Below are 20,856 nucleotides of genomic sequence, written 5' to 3'. Positions count from 1 at the left end.
TGAAGGATTTCGTCCGCTAATGAGCGGAATTTGACTGGATGGTTGACGAATTTGACTGCCCGTTGATATTTGAAGATGAGTCTTGGTTTTTGTCCGTTTGACCGCTGTCAGGTTTATTTGAGCCGTCTGAACCGGAATCGGAATCATTATCAGAGCCGTTATCTTGCTGTCCGTTGTTATCGGTCCCGTTACCGGGCTGATTCTGATTGTTGTTATCTGTTTGATCCTTATCGGATTGATCCTGATTTTTATCCGGGTCATCAGTTGGTGTTTGATCCGATCCGTCAGACGTATCTGTCTGATTGTCATCTGTGTTTGAATCATCGGTTTGCGTTTTGTCTTTGTCTTTATCTTCATCAGACTTCTGTTCATCGTCAGTCGCTTTATCTTTATCCGCATCGTCTTCTTCATCTTTCGGGACTTTGAAAGAAGCTGATGCCGTATCGCTTTTTCCGTCATCGTTTTCCGCTGTCACCTGGAAGCTGTATGTGGAGCCTGGTGTGACATCTGAGACGACGGCTTCTTTTGCCGAACTGTTTTGAATGTCACTGTAGCTTCCGCCGTCAACGGATTGTTTGACATTGAATGTTGCATCACCGTCATAATTCCAGCTTAAAGTTAATGATTTTTTATCTTTGTCGTATTTCACTTGCAATCCTGTCGGTTTATCGGCTTTTTCTTTCGTGTACGTTTTAGAAACGGCAGTTGGCTGCGTTCCTTTCACGAAGTACTCCGTCACTTTTTTATCATCCGGCGTATTCGGTCCGGCTAAAGCGGCAGGATTCGAGCCTTTCTCAACTGTTTCTTTGACGACGCTGTCAGGCTGCTTGAAGCTTCCTTTACCGTCATCAACGTATGAGATCAGCTTTTGGAAAATCCGTTTTGCGACTTGCTGGTCAGCAGAAGACAGTGATTTCTTGCCTGCTTTGTTGCCAGACTCAACTCCGGTCCAAACCGCCGCTGTATATTGAGGGGTGTATCCGACAAACCATGAGTCTGGGACTCCGCCCGGAGCAATGTTATATTTTTGAATGTCCTCTTTAGTAAAGTTGGTCGTACCCGTTTTACCGGCGACTTCCACGTTCGGCACCTGAGCCAGTTTACCTGTTCCTGATTCGACAGCTGATTTGAGCATATCGGTAATCATAAACGCTGTGTAGTCGCTCATAGCACTTTTCGGTTTCGGTGTTAAATCAAGCTTAGTGCCGTCATTAAATTCAATCGATGTGACCGCGTGCGGTTCGTTGTACGTTCCGTTATTTCCGAACGCACTGTAGGCGCCTGCCATGGTCATAGTAGATACACCGCGGTTACCCTCACCAAATCCCCCGATAGAGTAGGGTTCATATACTTGATCTTTGTTTAATCCCAATCCTAAGTCGTTTGCGAAGTCGACGGCATTATCTTTTCCTGCTGCTTGGTATGCTTTTAAAGCAGGAATATTACGTGAGTCTGCGAGGGCCTCTCGCATAGATATCTGCCCTCTGTATTTATTGTCCCAATCATGAATCGGTGTGCCGTCAGAGTACGTATAAGCCGAATCATCAATCTGCTCATACGTCGACCATTTTTTATTTTCAATGACCGGCCCGTAATCAAGAATAGGTTTTATCGTTGAACCGGGCTGGGTTTTACCTTGTGTTGCATAATTGAATCCCCCGGTAGTTCTGTTCCGTCCTGCTCCGATAGCGCGGATTTCTCCGTTTGTCGTATCAAGGAGGGTGACGCCGCCCTGCATGCCTTCCGAAAAGCCGGCTGTATCTCCGTTCATCAATTGATCAAGATAATCTTGTGCTTTCGTATCAAGAGTCGTGTAAATTTTTAATCCGTCAGTTGAAATATCGACGTCTTTCTTTTCTTTTGTCTCAATTTCTTTCATAACTTCTTCGACAAAAGCGCTGTATTTATTTGTGTCCTTTTTATCGTATTCCTTTTGGCTGACGACGCCTTCATCTTTCATGGACACTTTCTTTGCTTTTTGGTAGTCAGAATTTGAAATGAATCCTTGTTTTTCCATTAAGCTGAGAACGATGTTTCGGCGTTTTTCGGAAGCCTTCGGATTTTTAACCGGGTTATATCCGGTCGGGCTTTGCGGCATTCCGGCAAGCGTCGCCGCCTGTTCAACCGTAAGCTTGCTCAAGTCTTTTACGCCGAAGAATTCTTCAGCCGCTTTACCGACGCCGTAGGCGCGCGGTGAGAAATAAATTCTGTTTAAATACATTTCTAAGATTTCATCTTTAGAATAATGGCGCTCCAGCTGCAGTGAAAGCCACACTTCCTGTGCTTTCCGTTTAATCGTTTTCTGATGGGTCAAAAGCGAGTTTTTCACAACCTGCTGGGTGATTGTGCTTCCTCCCTCTGAACCGAATCCATCCGTAAAGTTGGCGACCAAGGCGCCTCCGATCCGGATCGGGTCTATACCGTGGTGCTTATAAAAACGGGCGTCTTCAGTTGCGATAAATGCTTCTTTCACAACATCGGGTATATCCTTAATCGGGACGTAGGTTCGTTTTTCACCGCCCACTTCCGCGATTTCTTTGCCGTTTTTATCGTAAATCGTTGAAGAGTAAGGCGTTTTCAGCTTGGCTTCGTCCAAAGACGGCGCGCCGGAAACCAAAACGGCAAATGCCGCCGCTCCGCCGACTATGCCAAGGACAAACAGAATAACCAAGGACAGCACAATCTTTTTGAATAAACCGCCTTTACGCTGTTTCTTGCCTTTTTTCGGTGAAGAGGGCTTAGTGCTTTTCGTCTGCCTTGCCTTACGGCGTTCTTCACGGCTCGTAAATTGATCTGACATAACATCTCAACCTTTCGTTTATCAACCTTTCGCTCAGTCTACTGTTCCTGCGAAAAATAAAGCTGTTCAATAATACTAATATAATCAATTCTCGGTGAGTATCCAAGGGAAATCGGAAAGGAAGCATCTTCTAATTCGTCTCTGCGAATCGATTTTCTGCCATTGTTCTCCTTTCTCTCCCAAAAGACAAACAGCTTGTCGGCTTCGAGGAAATAAACCTTTCCGAAAGCGGATATAATAACAAAACAAATGCCGTCTTGTCTGACCACCTGCTTCATATGCTCAATCTGATGATCATGAAAATTCTGCAGGGGAAATGCCGTTTTGTTTTTTGTTTCTTTTGCCTCAAAATCAATGTAGCGCCCTTTATAAATGCCGTTGTAGTCAGTTGTGGAAGACTGTTTAAAATAAGCTTCCTTAATGACTGCGGCGCTTCTTTTCGGATAGTGGACGTTTACAATCTGGACGGGTGTCGGCTTTTTGTGAATGACAGCAATTTGGTTAGCCAGATAATACTTATTCGTTTCATTCAGGTCGTCTTCGAGGGTCATGCCGCGATTACTGTATGAATGAGACCGTTTCTGGCTGTTTTGGGATGAAACCGTTTTGTTCGGCTGAAAAGTTTTTCCATTCGGGTACCGAATCACTTTTTCCATCCTCCTTATCAAACTAATAGTGACGGAAGTGAATGAACGTGCATAAACGACAGACCGTAACCGCCATTCTTCGCCTGATCGAAAAAGAGACGAAAATAAAAAATGCCGATAATATTTCCCGGACGAATGCCTATAAAGCATATTATGACCGCCATCCTGAGATCAAGTGGCCGCTTTTGGCATCGTTTGTGTCCCGCAATGCGGGCTGGTCGATGACTGATTTAAGAGGCGTCCTTTATCAGGAGGGCCTTGACAGCAGTCAGAAAAACTGGTTTTTCCTTTCGTATGAAAGGGCGAATTGGCTGATTTTTTCTGATGCCTATCCTCAGCTTCTGGTCTACCAGTGGTCAAAACAAATCGGCGAACCTCTTTTCCGTCATCTTCCTCATTTCCGCGTCTCGGCTTTTATGCAGGAAGAATGGTTCCGCTTTTGGCGTGACGGAGATACGGAACGGCTCATGTATGCTCTTATTATAAATGAACAAAACACTATCCAAGCACCTATTATACAAAATCCTTCGTTTAAAAAGAATGTTTTTGGCACGATTCCTTTTTATTTAAGTGATTGGTTTCACTTTAATACGGTGATATTCCCTTCATTTGACGGACATTTATACGGAATCTCCGTCAAACGGTTTTCGAAAACCGAAGAAAGAATTACGCTCGGAAAACAGCTGGCCCGTCTTCTGTTCAGCCCTGATCTGCACGCTTCTTTTTACCGTTTTCTTGATACCGTTCCTCATACCGGTTCACGCTTTGATATGGAGAAAATGATCGGCATCAAAAAAAGAACATCACCGATGCTGAGGACAACCTATCCCATTGTTGCCCATCCATTAGACGGCGAAAGGGCGGATTGGTTTCAAAAAAGGTTAAGAAAAGGGGCTTTCTTACAGGAGAAAATGCCGAAACAGCTTGAACTGACGGACTGGTACTTCCAGAAAAGACGGGAGCTCCATGCGCTCTTCGCGGTTAAAGAGTGGCTGAAGAAATGAAAAAGCCCGAAACCGTTCGCTGGGGTTTCGGGCTGCTGATGTGTTACGTGGAAGGGCGGTTTGGGCCGCCTAATTTTTTATCAAGCGTATCAGTCGTTTTTGCTTCGGTTTTTTGCTGTTTACCTGCATTTTTCGGTCTCGTTTTCATACGGCACCTCCTCAACTGTATCGTTTGCATTAACGTGCCGGTTCATACAAAGTTTGCGGCACTTTTTTGTCGAAAGGCCCGCCTTTTAGGATAATCTCTGTTTGTTTGCCGAACTGCTTCTAGTTTTGTCATGTGCAGAGGAGAGCGGTATGAAAACGAGAATTATATTCTAAAGAGACGCAAGTGATAAAAGGGAGGAACATGAATGTCTGTTTACACGAGCAAGGCTGATATTCTCCGTCTGCTTTCTGATATCGAATTCCGGATTTCTGCTGCTGAAAAGACGCTTACCCAAGCAGTCAGATCCTGTCAGGCGGAAGCTGAAGAAATCAGACAGGAGAAACTTTCCCGCCTTGAGGAAGAGGCGCGGGAGCTTCATGTTTGTATTGATGACCTGTTTTTGGCTGACCGGCGTAAAAAGGATTTGCCGAAAGCCTGCCGGATCAGCTGATTTTATGCAAAAACTTTGGTACCATATGTACTGAGGTGAGTCCGTTTGCAGACACAGTCGTTATTGGAGCTGACAGAACAAATGATAGAGGCGGTTCTGGAAGCCGAAAAAAGGTATCAGGATGGAAAAGAGTCAGGCCGTTCATATGATTTTTTTGAGATTATTAAACCCGATGTTGAAAAAAGAGACCGGCTTTGCGCGCTTTGGACAGAAGCAGCGCTTGCGTTTATTCAGGAAAACCGTCCGAAATACGTTCATCACGCACAAATTCAGGCCGTTACAGAAAATTTCGGAGAGCTGATGCTCCAATCATATGTTCATCATATTCATAAAAAAAGATACAGGGATTTAACTGAATCTGTTTTATATACGCTTCGTATATTAAGGGATGAAATTGAAAAAGAAGGCAGCTGAAAACGGCTGCCTTCTTTTATATAAAGGGGTCGGGTATGTTATTCATACGCCGGGTTTTCTGCTCCACTTGCTTCGAGAACCTTCATACTGTTTCGAAATTCGGTTGCGGTGAGATGGCCTTGAATATAGAGGAATTTTGCAAAGTCCATCAGTTTATCTGCACAATCTGTTTCATATTTTTTCACTTCAGCAAAACGCTTTCTTAAGTATGATACGTTCATAATGGTGCATCCCCTCTCATGTATGTTGAGATTATGGTAACATAACGATTCGACTTTTTTCTGTTTTTAAAAAATTAAGACTTTCGACAGCATTTGACAAAAATCAGAATCACCGAAAGCACATAACCACGGCGGAATTCATACATATATAGCAGAAACTTAGTGAGAGACAAGGGGGAATGTCATATGCAATGGAGAGCAGAGCCATATCAAAATATGTACCAGCAGCCGGCGGGATATTTCTACCCGCAGCAGATACAGCCATTACAGCAGCCGTATCCGCAGCAGATACAGCCATTACAGCAGCCGTATCCGCAGCAGATACAGCCATTGCAGCAGCCGCCCTATCATCAGCAAGGGCAGTACCCGCAGCAATTTTATCCGAATCAGGAATACGGTCATATGCAGCAGCCGTTTGCTCCCTCTCCTCCTCAGGCAGCCATGCCCGGGGGGCAGCCGGGGTTTGTGAATCCTTACCCCGTTCCCAGACCGAATCAGCAGCAGTCTTCCCAATTCTCAGGCATACTCTCCCAGTTTAAAAAAACGAACGGACAGTTTGACTTTAATAAAATGATAGATACAACGGGGCAGATGGTAAGCGCCGTAAATCAGGTCGGATCGCTGGTGAAAGGCTTCACCAGTATCTTCAAATAAAAAGCATGAATGATATCCATCATTCATGCTTATTTTTTAGGGAAAAAGAGGGTAAGCGTCTGTTCATTCCAGGATGTTTCCATATCTTCTTCACTCACCTTATACGGGAGGACAACGGTTCTTGTCATGCTTGAAGACACATGGGAGGAATGAGCCTGTTTATGATCGTAGCGGATTGTAACGTGAAGGTAGCACCCCTTCGTTTCCACCAGCATATCACCGTCACGGAATGTCTCGGGAACGCTGATATCAACCGCGAGGCCCGTCGGCTCTTCTCTGACGTCAATCGTCACTTGCGCTTCAGTAAAAGCCGAATTGACAAGGTGCTGAAAACCCTGCATCAATTCTGCGAAGGGACCTGAGTGAAAAAATTGGTCCATCGCATGGCTGATGATGTCCTCATTTCTTTGCGGATCAAGTTTATCGTTTTGTGATTGATCCATATGACCACCGCCTTTTTACAAACAGACTATGCGATGTTATGCCGTATGGTTAAGAATTGAAGGAAAAAAGAAAGTATGGTTAAATAGTGGAGAATAAACTGGTAACGGATTCACATTTAGGAAGGGGAGCACAACACATTGCTGAAAAAATTATTCGGATTGGGAGACAGCCGGAAAAAGCCGGCCGAGGAAGTGATCTTTTCTCCGGCTGACGGAGCGGTGATGGATTTGGCTTCAGTGCCGGATCCCGTATTTTCACAAAAAATGATGGGGGACGGGATCGCCGTCGAGCCTGCAAACGGAGACATTGTTTCACCGGTTGAGGGAGAAGTGATTCAGCTGTTCCATACAAAACATGCTGTCGGCATCCGCACCCTTTCCGGAGCGGAACTTTTGATACATGTCGGTTTGGATACTGTCAATATGAACGGCGAAGGCTTTGAAGCGCATGTAAAAGAAGGAGACAAAGTGAAAACAGGCGATCTGCTTTTAACGTGCCGGCTGGATTTAATAAAAGAAAAAGCAAGCAGCACCGTCATCCCTATGGTGATTATGAATGGCGATGCCGCAGAACCTTTGCAATTTGCAGGCGCAAATGAAGCGAAAAAAGGACAAACAGAGCTTTTTACGATAAAAATGAAGTAGGCAGGGGCTGATTCCCTGCTTTTTTTCTTGTACAGGATTTTCATCTAGCCAGGCAAACAAATATTCGGTAAACTGTACCTCATAAAGAGGTGTGAACGATGAAGAAAAAATCACTGAGCGAACTGATACAGGAATTAAAAAATCATGAAAATATTGTGCATTGGCATGAAGAGGAACCGCGGGAGGCGAAAACCATGCCGATGCCGGAGCAAGTAGATCCGAACATTCGGGCGGCTCTCGAAAAGAGGGGGATCGAGCGGCTCTTTACACATCAATACTCCGCTTTTCAGACGGTTCAAAACGGAGAAAGCATTGTGGCCGTCACACCGACGGCCTCCGGAAAAACACTGTGTTATAATCTTCCGGTTCTTCAGTCTATCGCGGAAGATGCCTCAAGCCGCGCGCTTTATTTATTTCCGACAAAGGCGCTCGCGCAGGATCAAAAAAGCGAGCTGAACGAAATCATAGACGAGACGGGCATGGACATTAAAAGCTTCACCTATGACGGAGATACGTCTCCGGCCATCAGGCAGAAAGTCAGAAAGGCCGGGCATATTGTGATCACAAATCCCGATATGCTTCATTCAGCCATTCTTCCCCACCATACAAAATGGGTGAGTCTGTTTGAAAACCTGAAATATATCGTCATTGATGAATTACATACGTACCGGGGCGTATTCGGCAGCCATGTGGCGAACGTCATCCGCCGTTTAATGAGAATCTGCGCTTTTTACGGAAGCACGCCGTCATTTATCTGCACATCCGCCACAATCGCCAATCCGAGGGAATTGGCGGAGCAGCTGACGGGAAAATCAGTGCGCCTGATTGACGATAACGGCGCCCCGGCCGGAAGAAAGCACTTTGCTTTTTACAACCCTCCGATTGTAAATAAACCGCTGCATATTCGAAAAAGTGCCACCGTGGAAGTGAACGAGCTTGCTAAAACTTTTTTGAAAAATAAGATCCAGACGATTGTTTTTGCCAGAAGCCGTGTCCGGGTTGAAATTATTTTAAGCCACATTCAGGAGATCGTAAAAAAAGAAATCGGCTCAAAGTCTGTCAGAGGTTATCGCGGCGGATATCTTCCGAAAGAAAGAAGAGAAATAGAGCGGGGGTTAAGAGACGGCAGCATTCTCGGCGTTGTCAGCACAAACGCGCTGGAGCTCGGCGTTGATATCGGCCAGCTTCAGGTCTGCGTGATGACGGGGTACCCGGGCAGTGTCGCGAGCGCATGGCAGCAGGCGGGCCGAGCCGGGCGGCGGCAGGGAGAGGCGCTTATCGTGATGGTGGCGAACTCTGATCCGATTGACCAATATATTGTGCGCCATCCTGATTATTTCTTTAAACGCTCGCCTGAATCTGCAAGGATCAATCCCGATAATCTCATTATATTGGTCGATCACCTGAAATGCGCCGCGTATGAGCTGCCTTTCAGAGCCGATGAAACATTCGGAGAAAATGATGCAAGAGATATTCTCGAGTATTTAGAAGAAGAAGGGGTGCTTCACGAAAACCGCGAACGCTATCACTGGGCGAGCGAATCTTTTCCCGCCTCCAACATCAGTCTCCGTTCGGCGTCACAGGAAAACGTGGTCATCGTTGACCGGTCAGAGACGGCTGATGTAAAAATCATCGGAGAAATGGACCGCTTCAGCGCGATGACGCTTCTTCATGATGAAGCGATTTATCTTCATGAAGGGGTGCAGTACCAGGTTGAAAAGCTTGATTGGGATCATAAAAAAGCGTACGTGCGAAAGGTCGATGTCGAATATTATACAGATGCCAATTTAGCGGTGCAGCTGAAAGTGCTGGACATTGACAGAACGGACAGCAGAAAGAAAACAGCCTTACATTTCGGCGATGTAACCGTGAACGCACTTCCGACAATATTTAAAAAAATTAAAATGACGACATTTGAAAATATAGGATCAGGGCCGATTCATCTTCCAGAAGAAGAACTGCATACCAGTGCTGCCTGGCTTGAATTGAAAGAGACGGATTCGGAGATCGGCGAAAAAACGCTTGAACAGCTGCTTTTAGGCATTGCCCACGTCCTGCAGCATATCGTGCCTGTATACGTCATGTGCGACCGAAATGACGTGCATGTCGTGCCGCAAATCAAAGCCGCACATACCGGACTTCCGACAATCTTTCTGTATGATCATTATCCGGGCGGAATCGGACTTGCTGATGAAGTATATAAGCGATTTGATGAAATCAATGAAGGGGCTGAGCGCCTGATCAGACAATGTCCATGTCAAGACGGATGTCCTTCCTGCATCGGCTCCGAAATAGAAGGAATAGATGCAAAGAAAGCGATACTCCGGCTCTTGAATTACGTGTAAAAGAAAAGGGGGACGAAAGATGTCCTTGAAAAATAAATTAAAGCGGATGAAAAACCACCTGAATGTGCCGGAAGCTGAAAAAAAGCCGGCAGCTTCACAACTTTCGGTCCCGGATATTCAAGTCCCATTTAGAGAAGAATGGGAGGCATTCGGAGTGAAGCCTTTCTTTTTTGAGGATGAATACTGTCTTATCCGCGAAACCGTCTATCCGCTTTCGCACTGCCACGGACGGTACAGCTTCAGTGAACTTGATGACGTCATGGCATTATGGAATAAAGGCGGATTGACACATACTTTATCAGCAGAAGGATACGAAAAAAGCCAGCTGTTCTTCTTTGATACTGAAACGACCGGCCTCGGCGGCGGGGCCGGCAATATGATCTTTTTGCTCGGTCATGCAAGAGTGTATGAAGACCGTGTCGCGGTTAAACAGCATCTGCTTCCTAAACCGGGAAACGAGACGGCTCTTTACAAAAGCTTTTTAAGTGAGGTTGACATTACGTCCCTTGTTACGTATAACGGAAAAGCCTTTGACTGGCCGCAGGTAAAAACTAGGCATACATTGCTCCGGGACAGGCTTCCGAAACTTCCTGACTTCGGTCACTTTGATCTTCTGCACGGGGCGAGACGGCTTTGGAAACATAAATTAGAGCGTGTATCGCTTTCGGCGGTTGAAAATGAAGAGCTTGCTTTTAAAAGGGACGAAGACACCCCTGGTTATTTGGCGCCGATGCTGTATTTTCAATTTTTAAAGGCGGAGGACCCGGCTCTTTTAAAGGGAGTGCTCTCACATAATGAACAAGATGTGCTTTCCCTCATCGCTCTTTACATCCATATGTCAAAAAAGATTTTTGCATCTTCTGATCAAACGTCAGAACGTCAGGAAGCATACGCCATGGCGAAATGGTTTATCGCTCATAAAGAAACCGATCGGGCTGTTTCACAGCTGGAAGCGCTGCAAGGCAAAGCCTTTGAAGATTCGGATCGGGCCCTTTTTGACTTAGCAATGCTTTATAAAAAACAAAACCGCAGGCAAGACGCCGTGCCCCTTTGGGAGAAACTGACGGGCTCTGCTCTTCACATATGCAGACACCAATCAGCGGTAGAGCTGTCGATCTATTTTGAGCATCACGCAAAAGATTACAAAAAAGCTCTGCAGGCCGCGCAGCAGGCGGCAGAAGACGGGGAAATATCGGAAAAAGAAGCCGAGAAGCTCCATGTGAGAATTGCCCGGCTCAAGAGGAAATATTCCTCTTGAAATATTGCCCGGGAAAGCGCAAAAGCCGAGCTGTTTCGCCAAAAATATTTTTTTCTGAATCCGCATCGATTTTGTTGTAGAATGGTGCCGCATCTTGTAAAATAGCGTTAGTTATTTATAGGGGAGAGTTGGTATGTATAAAGGTGTTTTTTACTTGTTCTTTGTCGTGGTTTTTTTGATTGCGTTTGTATTTTCGAATTTTAAAGACAGTTTGCTGACGCACTTTTAAATTGGGTGATTGAATTAGAACATGCACCCTCTTTTCTTCATAACCTAACAGTGTAATAAAAGTTAATGGAGAGGGGATTTAGCATGTTTCATCATCATTGTTGCAGACCAAACGTGATGCCGCCGATTGTCCATCCGACTCATTGCTGTGAACACCATTGCTTTTCTAACACGGTTGTGCCGCATATTCATCCGCAACATACAACTAACGTAAATCACCACAACTTTGAGCACGTTCATTACTATCCGCACACTTTTTCAAATGTTGACCCGACAACTCACCAGCATTTTCAGTGCGGAAGCCCTTGCTGCGATCATTAGTATTGAACGCTTAAGCAAGATCGGTTAGGATATCAGCAAATCAAAATGGGGCCCGATGGGGAGCCCCATTTTTTAAGCAGGTGATCAATTGAAAGTATTAGCCGTAACAGGATACAAGCCGTTTGAACTCGGAATTTTTAAACAGGATGACCGGGCGCTTGTTTATATAAAAAAGGCGATAGAAACCAGACTCAGAAGCTTTATTGACGAAGGCTTGGAATGGATTCTCATATCCGGACAGCTGGGGACTGAGCTTTGGGCGGCAGAAACGGCGTACGATCTCAGGGAAGAGTATCCGGAATTAAAGGTTGCCGTTATCACGCCTTTCTACGGCCAGGAGGAAAAGTGGAAGGAACCGAATAAAGAAATGTATGAAGCGGTGCTTGCTCAGGCAGATTATGAGGAGAGCCTGACGCATCGGCCGTACGAAAGTCCGCTCCAATTCCGGCAGAAAAACGCGTTCTTTATTGAAAAGTCAGATGCGCTTTTGCTTTTATATGATCCTGAAATGGAAGGATCGCCGAAATATATGCTGCAGCAGGCAGAAAAACGCCGTGAAACAGACGGATATCCGATTTATTCGATCACGATGGATGATCTCCGTGCCGCCGTTGAAGAAGAGGATTTCTTTACATAACACGTCAGAGAATATTTGACAACGGGACGTGTTTCTGAATAAAATATAACATGATGATTCACGATATGAGGTGAAAAAGATGCTTGCTGATAAAGTAAAGCTTTCTGCGAAAGACATTTTGGAAAAAGAATTTAAAACAGGCGTTAGAGGTTACAGACAAGAAGACGTTGACAAATTTTTAGATATGATTATTAAGGATTATGAAACCTTTCATCAAGAAATTGAAGAACTGCAGCAAGAAAATCTGCAGCTGAAAAAACAGCTTGAAGAAGCAAGCAAAAAACAGCCGGTGCAGTCCAATACGACCAACTTTGACATTCTGAAAAGGCTGTCCAACCTTGAGAAACATGTATTCGGAAGCAAACTTTATGACGAATAGGGCAGATGCACTTGTCAAATGAGACAAGTTGCTTTATAATGAACAAGTGTTCTTAACGTTCGGGTAATCGCTGCAGATCTTTGAATCTGTAGAGGAAAGTCCATGCTCGCACGGTGCTGAGATGCCCGTAGTGTTCGTGCCTAGCGAAGAAATAAGCTAGGGCAGCCTTGATAGGCTGACGGCAGGAAAAAAGCCTACGTCTCCGGATATGGCTGAGTATCCTTGAAAGTGCCACAGTGACGAAGTCTCATCAGAAATGGTGAGAGTGGAACGCGGTAAACCCCTCGAGCGAGAAACCCAAATTTTGGTAGGGGAACCTTCTTGAAGGAATTGAACAGATAGAAGGACAGAATGCTTTCTGTAGATAGATGATTGCCGCCTGAGTACGAGGTGATGAGCCGATTGCAGTACGACGGAACAAAACATGGCTTACAGAACGTTAAACATTATTGATATGACAAATTAGAGCTCTCCTTAAAAGGGGAGCTTTTATCTTGAATGAAACGAAAGCTTAAAAGAGACAGGGTGATACGATGAAGAAGTACACACTAATAGCGACGGCGCCGATGGGAATCGAAGCGATCGTCGCCAAAGAAGTGCGTGATTTAGGTTATGAATGCAAAGTAGACAACGGAAAAGTCATTTTTGAAGGAGATGCGCTTGCGATCTGCCGCGCTAACTTATGGCTGCGGACGGCTGACCGCATTAAAGTACAGGTCGCCGAGTTTCAGGCGAAAACGTTTGATGAGCTGTTTGAAAAAACAAAAGCGATTGACTGGCGCGCGTACATTCCGGAAAACGCAAAGTTCCCCGTTATCGGAAAGTCCGTGAAATCAGTGCTTGCCAGTGTGCCTGACTGCCAGCGGATCGTCAAAAAGGCGATAGCGGAAAAGCTGAAACTTCAATCAGGAAAACAAAATGAATGGATTGAAGAAACGGGCCCCGAGTATAAGGTGGAGATTTCCCTTTTAAAAGATAAAGCCGTGCTTACACTGGATTCATCAGGAACAGGCCTTCACAAACGGGGATACAGGGTTGATCAGGGAGGAGCTCCGATTAAAGAGACGCTCGCTGCCGCGTTAATTCAGTTAACCAACTGGACGCCTGACCGTCCGTTCGTCGATCCGTTCTGCGGTTCCGGCACGATCGCCATTGAAGCCGCTTTAATCGGACAAAACATTGCTCCCGGTTTTAACCGTGATTTTGTTTCAGAAGACTGGGAATGGATCGGAAAAGAACTGTGGGACAAGGCGCGTCTTGAAGTGGAAGAAAAGGCGAACTATGATCAGCCGCTGCAGATCTTTGCCAGTGACGTAGATCACCGGATGGTAAACATCGCCAAAGAAAACGCAGAAGAAGCGGGACTTGGTGACCTGATCGAATGCAAACAAATGCGGGTGCAGGATTTTACGACGAAACTCGAATACGGCGTAATCGTCGGAAACCCTCCGTACGGCGAACGGCTCGGCGAAAAAAAGGAAGTCGAGCAGATGTATAAAGAAATGGGCCGGGCATTTGAATCTCTTGATACATGGTCTGTCTACATGTTAACGTCAAATGAACAATTTGAAGAGGTCTACGGAAGAAAAGCAATCAAAAAACGGAAGCTCTTTAACGGTTTTATCAAAACGGATTATTATCAGTATTGGGCTAAAGTGCGGCCGCAGCGGAAAAAGCCGCAACAAAGAGAAGACGCCTGAAACAGCGTCTTCTCCGGCATCTTTACGTTTTATTCTGCCATTACCAGCGGTGCGCTTTTGCGTTGCTCCGTAAAATAATGTTGGTCTGGGACATTTCGGTGTGGCCGTTCACTTGCGATTTAGAGCGTTTCGGCCGCGTCCAATTGTGATGAAACAATTCAGAATGCTGATCTAATCGATCTTTATAACTCATGTAACCATCACTCCCGGATAGAATAATTTTGTGAAGATGGATATTCGATCGAATATCTGTTGTAGTTTGTGCAGGTCAGGTGCGGATCATTCAGAATGGCATGTATAGAAAGTGAAGCATCGGCATAGAATGATGATTATTTCTATTTGAGAGGTGATCTATTTTATGCTGAACAGCGAGCACTTCAGTAAAATACAAAAGGCGTTAGACGCAACTGCTTTCCGGCTGGAGGAAGCCGGAGCGGAGTTCGGTCCTTCCGCCATGACACACGCACAGGAAGAACTTGAAAATGCGGTAAAACATACACATTCAACAGACCATCCGTTCCTATGTACACATATCATTAACCGGAAATGATAATGGCAAAAACTTGGCGAGGCCAAGTTTTTTTGTTGTATTGAAAAGGGTTAAATGATATTATAGATGGTCTGAATGCCGAATAGTTAGGGGTTGGAGTTGGGTGACAACATCACGTTTGCCTTTTGCTTTAACAAAAGAAAAGAATTTTTACGAAGAATTGAACAATTGGATTGGTGACGTGTTTTACGATATCCTTCCCGAGAAAGGCTTTGACCTTCGGGATGAGCAGGTATTTATGGCGTTTCAGCTTGAACGGGCATTTAAAGAGAAAAAAGTCATGTTCGCTGAGGCAGGAGTCGGTACGGGGAAAACGCTGGTGTATCTGCTGTTTGCCATCAGTTATGCCAGATATACGGGTAAACCGGCCATTATCGCATGTGCCGATGAAACGTTAATTGAACAGCTTGTCAAAAAAGAAGGCGACATTTCCAAGCTGACAGAACATTTGGATCTGCAGATTGATACACGGCTGTCCAAATCCCATGAGCAGTATCTGTGTCTGAAAAAGCTTGAGAAAACGATGCAGCGTTCTGATGATGAAAAGTGGCTGGATCTTTATGAGTCGCTGCCTTCATTCGTACACGAATCACAAGCGATGCAGCGCTTTTATCCGTACGGCGACCGCAAACAGTACGCTGATTTGACGAATGAAGAGTGGGCAGGCGTCAGCTATGATTCCTTCCAAGATTGTTTAACTTGTGATATGAGACATAGATGCGGTTTAACACTTTCGAGAGATCATTACAGAAAATCAACGGATCTGATTGTTTGCTCCCATGATTTCTACATGGAGCATGTATGGACGGAAGAATCACGCAAAAGGGAAGGACAGCTGCCGCTTTTGCCGGATCACAGCGCCGTCGTGTTTGATGAAGGACATCTGCTGGAATTCGCCGCGCAAAAAGCGTTAACGTATCGCGTGAAGCAGTCGACGCTTGAGCTGTTTTTAGAGCGTCTGCTTCAAAATGATATCAGAGAGGAATTCGCCGAACTGATTGAAGATGCCCTTGCCGCAAACGATGAGTTTTTCTATGTGCTGTCAGAGGAATCGAAGGAAATCGCAGGCTCTCACCGATTGGACATCCAAAACGACCAGCGTGTTAAGCGTGCGGCTGACGAACTGTGCCGTCTGCTCGATAAAATCGGCGAGGCGCTCGTATTTGAATCGGAAATGTATACGATCGATAAGTACGAGCTGTCAGTTGTAGAAGAATACGTCGAACAAATGGCATATTCGCTGTCGCTGTATCAAAAGGATGCCATCAGCTGGCTTGAAACGCGGGATACAGACTCAACGTTTGTTGTTATGCCGAGAACTGTAGCCGAAGTTTTGGGAGAAAAGGTCTTTTCTAAAAAGATTCCTTATATCTTCTCATCGGCCACTCTTTCTGAGGGCGGTTCATTTGATTATATCGCTGACAGCCTCGGAATCCGTGATCCTTTATCATTCACCGTTGAATCTCCGTACGATTACGAGGAGCAAATGTCTGTTGCGCTTCACGGTGACATGACGTCTGAGCAGAAAACAGCCGAAACGATTGAAACCATTAAGAAGAATGAAGGACGCACCCTCGTTCTTTTCCCTTCCTTTGAAGACATGAAGGAATTTAAAGAACAGGCTGCCGCGTGGGAGCTGCCGTATCCGATATACTACGAAGGTGACGAAGAGATCTCCAGTCTGGTCGAAAAATTCCAGCGGGATGAAGAATCCGTGCTTTGTTCCGTCCACTTATGGGAAGGTCTTGACATTCCCGGTGACTCGCTCCGGAATGTGACCATTTGGGCGTTGCCGTATCCGCCTCATGATCCCGTGTTTACCGCAAAGCGGAACGGAGCGAAAAAAGATCCGTTTGAGGAAGTTGATCTGCCGTACATGCTCTTGAGAGTCCGCCAGGGAATCGGCCGCCTCATCCGTTCTAATCAGGACAGCGGAACCATATCCATTTATGCGGGCGGAGAAAGTGAACGGGTCTTGGCCGAAGTCAAAAAGATCTTGCCTGTTACACCGAAAATCGTATAAAAACAAAAGCTGCAGGATTCTTATCCTGCGGCTTTTTTAAATCCGGGAAGTTGACTTTATCACGGCATTCCATTAGCCTGTAATTGATAGTGAAAAGGGAGGGGAACGGATATGGATTTACATACATATGAAAAAGAGTTTTTTGATCTGTTAAAAAGAGTATCCCACTATGTCGAAGCCATTGCACTTATGCATTGGGACTTAAGAACGGGAGCCCCAAAAAAAGGCTCTGATGACCGGGCGGAAAGCATCGGACAGCTGTCGGCTGACGTTTTTCAAATCCAGACATCCGACCGGATGAAAGAGCTGATCGACATCCTTCTCGCGCATGCAGAAGAGCTGCCTGAAGATACAGTGAAAGCGGCGGAACTTGCGAAAAAAGATTATGATCATAATAAAAAAATTCCTGAAGATGAGTATAAAGAATATGTCATTTTAACATCGAAAGCTGAAACGGCTTGGGAGGATGCAAAGGCTGCCTCTGATTTTTCTATGTTTGCTCCGTACCTTGAGAAGCTGATTGATTTTAATAAGCGGTTTATTTCGTATTGGGGCTATGAAGATCATCCATACAACGCATTGCTCCATATTTTCGAACCGGGTGTTACGGTAAAGGTGCTGGATCAGCTGTTTTCTGAATTGAAGGAAGCGATTATTCCGCTTATCAAAAAAGTGACGGAATCCGGCAATAAACCGGACACTTCCTTTATAACGAAAACGTTTTCGAAAGAACAACAAAGAGCCCTCTCCTTGTATTTCTTAAAAGAGTTCGGGTATGATTTTGACGGCGGCCGCCTGGACGAGACGGTGCATCCGTTTGCGACGACAATCAACCGGGGCGATGTGCGGGTAACGACCAGATATGACGAAAACGATTTCCGCACGGCGATTTTCGGAACGATTCATGAATGCGGGCATGCGATCTACGAGCAGAATATTGACGAAGCGTTGAGCGGAACGAACTTATCTGACGGCGCATCCATGGGAATTCATGAATCCCAATCGTTATTTTATGAAAACTTTATCGCCAGAAATCAACATTTCTGGACCGCCTATTATGAAAAAATGGTTGAGGCTTCGCCTGATCAATTTCAAGATGTGAAAAGAGAGGACTTTGTACGCGCCGTAAATGAGGCGAAACCGACATTTATCCGAATTGAAGCCGATGAGCTGACATATCCGCTTCATATTATTATCCGTTATGAAATTGAAAAAGCGATTTTCAGCAATGAAGTGACAGTGGAAGAACTGCCTGCATTGTGGAATCAAAAATATCATGATTATTTAGGCATTACGCCGCCATCTGACGCAAAAGGCATTTTGCAGGACGTACATTGGGCGGGCGGCGATTTCGGCTATTTCCCTTCCTATGCGCTCGGATATATGTATGCGGCACAGCTGAAGCATACCATGCTTGAGGATCTGCCTGAATTTGACCAATTAATAGAACGGGGCGATTTTGAGCCGATCAAACAATGGCTGACAGAAAAGGTTCATCAGCACGGAAGACGCAAAATGCCGCTTGACATCATAAAAGATGCAACGGGAGAAGAGCTGAACGTTCAATATCTCATTGAGTATCTCGTCGGCAAATATTCAAATTTATATTTATAAACGAAACGCCCGGCATACACCGGGTGTTTTTCTAAAAATTCTAAAAACACGAATAATCGAAAATCAATTCTTTGTAAAAGTTCGGAAATATTCAAATTTCGCTATGCAAAAGAAGTGTATCTTGTTATAATTTGATTAATATCATACGAACACTCATATAATCGCGTGGATATGGCACGCAAGTTTCTACCGGTCACCGTAAATGTCCGACTATGAGTGAGCAATGGAACGGCTTTATTCGGCCGTTGCGTGTAGATCATTCGGCATTGCTTGCTCTTTTTTTGGAGAGCGGGCAATGCTTTTTTTATTTTTTATAAGCGGGGGTAATCATTGTGGAAGCATTAAAACGAAAAATAGCAGAAGACGGAATTGTTCTTTCTGATCAAGTGCTGAAAGTGGATTCTTTTTTAAACCATCAAATTGATCCGGTTCTCATGCAGCAGATCGGCCGGGAATTTGCGCGCCGTTTTGAAAAAGACGAGATAACCAAAATCGTCACAATTGAATCTTCGGGCATTGCCCCTGCGGTGATGGCCGGCCTTGAACTCGGCGTTCCCGTCATCTTTGCGAGAAAAAGGAAGTCTCTCACATTAACGGATGATCTGCTGACGGCATCCGTCTATTCTTTCACGAAAAAAACAGAAAGTCAGATTGCAATCTCCGGAAATCATCTGTCGAAAGATGACCGCGTGTTAATCATTGACGACTTTTTAGCGAACGGACAGGCGGCAGAAGGACTTTTATCCATCGTAAAACAAGCAGGCGCAGCGGTTTGCGGGATCGGAATCGTCATTGAAAAGTCATTTCAGCCGGGAAGAGATGAGCTGATGAAAAAAGGATGCCGGGTCGAATCATTGGCGAGAATTCAATCGCTTGAAGACGGAAAAGTGACATTTGTACAGGAGGTCCGTTCATGAAAAACGGCTATGCCAAAACACTTTCCCTCGGTATCCAGCACGTGCTTGCCATGTATGCCGGCGCCGTCGTCGTTCCCTTAATTGTAGGAGCGGCATTGGGACTGAACGCAGAACAGCTGACATATCTCGTATCAATTGACATTTTTATGTGCGGGGCGGCTACGCTGCTTCAAGTATGGAGGAATAAATGTTTCGGCATCGGCTTGCCTGTTGTGCTCGGCTGTACGTTCACCGCGGTAGCGCCGATTATTTCCATCGGTAAGGAGTACGGGATTTCAGCCATTTACGGGAGCATTTTGGCATCGGGTCTGCTTGTCATTCTGCTGTCGTTTTTCTTCGGCAAGCTCGTATCCTTTTTCCCGCCTGTCGTAACCGGATCTGTCGTGACGATTATCGGGATGACCTTAATGCCGGTCGCGATGAATCATATTGCCGGCGGGGAAGGCAGCGAGGATTTCGGTGATCCGGCTAACCTTGCCCTCGGATTTACGGTGCTCGTCATCATCGTGCTGCTTTATCGGTTTACAAAAGGATTTTTGAAATCCATTTCGATTTTAATCGGCATTGTCATCGGGACGGCCATCGCATATTTTATGGGAAAAGTGCAATTTGACAATGTGGCGAATGCTGATGCCATTCAAATGATTAAACCGTTTTACTTCGGGACGCCGACATTTCATGCGGCACCGATTATCACGATGTCCATCGTTGCCATTGTCAGCCTTGTTGAGTCAACAGGCGTCTATTTCGCTCTCGGTGACCTGACAAACCGGCGCCTGTCTGAACGTGATTTAGCAAAAGGCTACCGCGCGGAAGGCCTGGCGGTATTCATCAGCGGCATTTTCAATGCTTTTCCGTATACGGCCTATTCCCAAAACGTCGGCCTCGTGCAGCTGACAGGAATTAAGAAAAACGCGGTTATCGGTGTCACGGGCGCACTTTTAATGCTCTTCGGCCTTTTTCCGAAAATCGCAGCCTTCACGACCATCATCCCGTCTTCGGTACTGGGAGGCGCGATGGTGGCCATGTTCGGCATGGTCATTTCCTACGGCATTAAAATGCTCAGTCAAATTGACTTTAAAAAGCAGGAAAACCTTCTGATCGTCGCGTGTTCGGTCGGATTGGGACTCGGTGTAACCGTCGTTCCCGATATGTTTAAGCACCTGCCGTCTTACTTAAATCTGCTGACCACAAACGGAATCGTCGCCGGAAGCTTTACCGCCGTCCTTTTGAATATTATTTATAATATGATTCCTAAAACGAAAAAAACCCTTGATGTGACAAGGGTTCAAGAGGGTTAGTGATCCGTTTTCTTTAAAATAACATCTTATTTTATCCAGATCGAGGATGCTTCCGAAAGTTTGCTGAACTTTTTGTGAGGCATCCTCTTTTTTTATTAGTTTCATTGTTTGAAAAGAAACAAATTGAGTGATGGGGCATCCGCCTTATTTCGCCGA

Annotated in this window: 22 protein-coding genes, 1 other RNA gene, 1 pseudogene and 1 riboswitch; of the genes and pseudogenes, 18 read left to right on the top strand and 6 right to left on the bottom strand. The window is 45.4% G+C overall.

Annotated features, from left to right (window positions below; genetic code table 11):
* Positions 1-16 precede the first annotated feature (16 nt).
* On the bottom strand, positions 17-2,800 hold the full coding sequence (locus NYE28_RS11865) for a PBP1A family penicillin-binding protein (protein WP_025284919.1): 2,784 nt from the start codon (positions 2,798-2,800) through the stop codon (positions 17-19).
* 38 nt (positions 2,801-2,838) lie between these two features.
* Positions 2,839-3,447 carry a Holliday junction resolvase RecU gene (gene recU, locus NYE28_RS11860; protein ID WP_094031925.1) on the bottom strand — a complete coding sequence of 203 codons (609 nt, stop codon included), beginning with the start codon at positions 3,445-3,447 and terminating at the stop codon, positions 2,839-2,841.
* A 41-nt stretch (positions 3,448-3,488) separates the two neighbouring features.
* On the opposite strand from recU, the gene NYE28_RS11855 reads away from it, so the two are divergent.
* Positions 3,489-4,451: a DUF2515 domain-containing protein gene (locus tag NYE28_RS11855; protein WP_014418234.1), complete on the top strand. Its 963-nt coding sequence runs from the start codon at positions 3,489-3,491 to the stop codon at positions 4,449-4,451.
* Between the two features lie 43 nt (positions 4,452-4,494).
* Here the strand turns inward: NYE28_RS11855 and sspM are convergent, their stop codons facing one another.
* Positions 4,495-4,599 carry an acid-soluble spore protein SspM gene (gene sspM, locus NYE28_RS11850; RefSeq protein WP_003153525.1) on the bottom strand — a complete coding sequence of 35 codons (105 nt, stop codon included), beginning with the start codon at positions 4,597-4,599 and terminating at the stop codon, positions 4,495-4,497.
* A gap of 205 nt (positions 4,600-4,804) precedes the next feature.
* Here sspM and NYE28_RS11845 point away from each other — a divergent pair, with 205 nt between their 5' ends.
* Both NYE28_RS11845 and NYE28_RS11840 read left to right on the top strand, forming a co-directional pair.
* Positions 4,805-5,050 (top strand): DUF5446 family protein, encoded by a 246-nt coding sequence (locus tag NYE28_RS11845; protein WP_015240083.1) that lies wholly within the window; start codon positions 4,805-4,807, stop codon positions 5,048-5,050.
* A gap of 45 nt (positions 5,051-5,095) precedes the next feature.
* A complete protein-coding gene (locus NYE28_RS11840) occupies positions 5,096-5,464 on the top strand; it encodes a YppE family protein (RefSeq protein ID WP_007409492.1) in 369 nt (122 codons plus the stop codon).
* Between the two features lie 38 nt (positions 5,465-5,502).
* On the opposite strand, the gene NYE28_RS11835 is transcribed toward NYE28_RS11840, so the two are convergent.
* A complete protein-coding gene (locus NYE28_RS11835) occupies positions 5,503-5,685 on the bottom strand; it encodes a YppF family protein (protein ID WP_003153532.1) in 183 nt (60 codons plus the stop codon).
* A gap of 186 nt (positions 5,686-5,871) precedes the next feature.
* Between NYE28_RS11835 and NYE28_RS11830 the strand changes: the two genes are divergently transcribed.
* Positions 5,872-6,339 carry a YppG family protein gene (locus NYE28_RS11830; RefSeq protein ID WP_113629808.1) on the top strand — a complete coding sequence of 156 codons (468 nt, stop codon included), beginning with the start codon at positions 5,872-5,874 and terminating at the stop codon, positions 6,337-6,339.
* A gap of 29 nt (positions 6,340-6,368) precedes the next feature.
* On the opposite strand, the gene NYE28_RS11825 is transcribed toward NYE28_RS11830, so the two are convergent.
* Positions 6,369-6,782 (bottom strand): hypothetical protein, encoded by a 414-nt coding sequence (locus NYE28_RS11825; protein ID WP_017418017.1) that lies wholly within the window; start codon positions 6,780-6,782, stop codon positions 6,369-6,371.
* Between the two features lie 138 nt (positions 6,783-6,920).
* Here NYE28_RS11825 and NYE28_RS11820 point away from each other — a divergent pair, with 138 nt between their 5' ends.
* The 9 genes and pseudogenes from NYE28_RS11820 (at position 6,921) to NYE28_RS11780 (ending at position 14,295) form a co-directional block, all read left to right on the top strand.
* Positions 6,921-7,427 carry a PTS glucose transporter subunit IIA gene (locus NYE28_RS11820; RefSeq protein ID WP_012117833.1) on the top strand — a complete coding sequence of 169 codons (507 nt, stop codon included), beginning with the start codon at positions 6,921-6,923 and terminating at the stop codon, positions 7,425-7,427.
* 98 nt (positions 7,428-7,525) lie between these two features.
* Positions 7,526-9,772, top strand: coding sequence for a DEAD/DEAH box helicase (locus tag NYE28_RS11815; protein WP_012117832.1), 2,247 nt, complete (start codon positions 7,526-7,528; stop codon positions 9,770-9,772).
* Positions 9,773-9,791: 19 nt separating this feature from the next.
* Positions 9,792-11,030, top strand: a complete 1,239-nt coding sequence (locus NYE28_RS11810; RefSeq protein ID WP_342490076.1) for a ribonuclease H-like domain-containing protein — start codon at positions 9,792-9,794, stop codon at positions 11,028-11,030.
* Positions 11,031-11,151: 121 nt separating this feature from the next.
* Positions 11,152-11,259, top strand: a pseudogene (locus tag NYE28_RS11805) (hypothetical protein); the annotation flags it as partial.
* Positions 11,260-11,342: 83 nt separating this feature from the next.
* Entirely contained in the window at positions 11,343-11,579 is a 237-nt protein-coding gene (gene cotD / locus NYE28_RS11800; protein ID WP_003153539.1) for a spore coat protein CotD, read from the top strand.
* Positions 11,580-11,667: 88 nt separating this feature from the next.
* Positions 11,668-12,216 (top strand): DUF1273 domain-containing protein, encoded by a 549-nt coding sequence (locus NYE28_RS11795; protein WP_007409499.1) that lies wholly within the window; start codon positions 11,668-11,670, stop codon positions 12,214-12,216.
* Positions 12,217-12,295: 79 nt separating this feature from the next.
* The gene (gene gpsB, locus NYE28_RS11790; RefSeq protein ID WP_003153541.1) at positions 12,296-12,595 is read left to right on the top strand and encodes a cell division regulator GpsB; all 300 of its coding nucleotides are present in this window, start codon (positions 12,296-12,298) and stop codon (positions 12,593-12,595) included.
* 55 nt (positions 12,596-12,650) lie between these two features.
* Positions 12,651-13,032: RNase P RNA component class B (gene rnpB, locus NYE28_RS11785), an RNA gene on the top strand.
* A 96-nt stretch (positions 13,033-13,128) separates the two neighbouring features.
* Positions 13,129-14,295: a class I SAM-dependent RNA methyltransferase gene (locus tag NYE28_RS11780; RefSeq protein WP_160223140.1), complete on the top strand. Its 1,167-nt coding sequence runs from the start codon at positions 13,129-13,131 to the stop codon at positions 14,293-14,295.
* Between the two features lie 40 nt (positions 14,296-14,335).
* Here the strand turns inward: NYE28_RS11780 and NYE28_RS11775 are convergent, their stop codons facing one another.
* Positions 14,336-14,488, bottom strand: a complete 153-nt coding sequence (locus NYE28_RS11775) for a YpzG family protein (protein ID WP_003153548.1) — start codon at positions 14,486-14,488, stop codon at positions 14,336-14,338.
* A 165-nt stretch (positions 14,489-14,653) separates the two neighbouring features.
* On the opposite strand from NYE28_RS11775, the gene NYE28_RS11770 reads away from it, so the two are divergent.
* The 5 genes from NYE28_RS11770 to pbuX all read left to right on the top strand — a co-directional run bounded on the left by NYE28_RS11770 (position 14,654) and on the right by pbuX (position 20,700).
* The gene (locus tag NYE28_RS11770; RefSeq protein ID WP_003153550.1) at positions 14,654-14,845 is read left to right on the top strand and encodes a hypothetical protein; all 192 of its coding nucleotides are present in this window, start codon (positions 14,654-14,656) and stop codon (positions 14,843-14,845) included.
* A 103-nt stretch (positions 14,846-14,948) separates the two neighbouring features.
* Positions 14,949-16,868: an ATP-dependent DNA helicase gene (locus NYE28_RS11765; protein ID WP_012117827.1), complete on the top strand. Its 1,920-nt coding sequence runs from the start codon at positions 14,949-14,951 to the stop codon at positions 16,866-16,868.
* A 111-nt stretch (positions 16,869-16,979) separates the two neighbouring features.
* Positions 16,980-18,482 carry a carboxypeptidase M32 gene (locus tag NYE28_RS11760; protein ID WP_094031794.1) on the top strand — a complete coding sequence of 501 codons (1,503 nt, stop codon included), beginning with the start codon at positions 16,980-16,982 and terminating at the stop codon, positions 18,480-18,482.
* Between the two features lie 133 nt (positions 18,483-18,615).
* Positions 18,616-18,715, top strand: a riboswitch (purine riboswitch).
* 99 nt (positions 18,716-18,814) lie between these two features.
* Positions 18,815-19,399: a xanthine phosphoribosyltransferase gene (xpt, locus tag NYE28_RS11755; RefSeq protein WP_007409503.1), complete on the top strand. Its 585-nt coding sequence runs from the start codon at positions 18,815-18,817 to the stop codon at positions 19,397-19,399.
* On the top strand, positions 19,396-20,700 hold the full coding sequence (pbuX, locus tag NYE28_RS11750) for a xanthine permease PbuX (protein WP_160223139.1): 1,305 nt from the start codon (positions 19,396-19,398) through the stop codon (positions 20,698-20,700). Before xpt ends, pbuX begins: the two co-directional genes overlap by 4 nt.
* The last annotated feature ends 156 nt before the right edge of the window (positions 20,701-20,856 follow it).

Origin of the sequence: Bacillus sp. FSL R5-0443 (assembly GCF_038608285.1) — a bacterium.
GTDB classification, from domain to species: Bacteria; Bacillota; Bacilli; order Bacillales; family Bacillaceae; genus Bacillus; species Bacillus velezensis.
The sequence above is the reverse complement of the archived record's forward strand: the minus strand, read 5'-3'. Positions and strand labels throughout refer to the sequence as shown.